The organism is Vibrio sp. 1580, from assembly GCF_033340055.1.
This window is the reverse complement of the sequence record NZ_JAWOVT010000237.1, coordinates 1-751: the sequence shown is the minus strand read 5'-3', so window position 1 is coordinate 751 and position 751 is coordinate 1. Positions and strand designations below refer to the sequence as shown.

At 46.7% G+C, this 751-nt stretch carries 1 protein-coding gene; it reads right to left on the bottom strand.

Features of this window, described 5'->3' with window-relative positions; translation table 11 throughout:
• A partial coding sequence (locus tag R7093_RS25250; RefSeq protein ID WP_318147023.1) for a penicillin-binding protein activator occupies positions 1–751 on the bottom strand: 751 nt, incomplete at both ends.

The window sequence follows — 751 nt, the reverse complement described above, 5'->3', positions numbered from 1 at the left end:
AGTTGTTGTCAATGCTTAACGTACCAGTTTGGCCGCTTACTGAGTAACCTGGTACCACTTTCATTTGTGGCAATTCACCGATCAGTTTGTAGGCATCCATCCCTAGAGCTTTTAAGCGTTTTTCCATGTTGGATTGATCTGCCCATAGCTCATTCATTTCAGCGGTCACTATTGGGTCTGGATTTACTAACAGCGGAATGTCACTGTAGATAATGCCTGTTAGGTCTTCGTACGTCGCACCACCGCTGTTGCTACGAGAGTTCGAGAACAGTTTTGGTGGCTTCGCATCTGGGTTAATTGCGACCTCAATGAATGGTTTGATAAGTGTTAGTTCAGAGCTACGAGCGACAATGTAAACTGCGTCCACATCACGACGACTGCGTGGCTGTGTTTCCAACTTAATGCGCATGAGCGATTGCATCTGTGCGATACGCTGTTTGCTCTCTTGTAATCCAAAGACGTCGTTAATGTCTTTTTGTAGCTGGCGCTTATCACCAAAGTAGCTTGTTGCGACTTTGTTTGAGCTGTACTTGCTCCATTCTTCATTGAAAGCTTGCACAACACGCTCACCGTAGCTGCCTTTTGGCGCTAGGATCAGCGGGAAGTTATAGCCTTCGCTAAACAAGTATTTTGCAGCTTGAGCCACTTCTTGCTCTGGTGACAACGCTAGGTAGCAAATGTCGGTACCTGGCTGAACATCTTCAGGAATATTCAACGCCAGTGCGGGAATGGCTGGACTGTTTGCTGAACC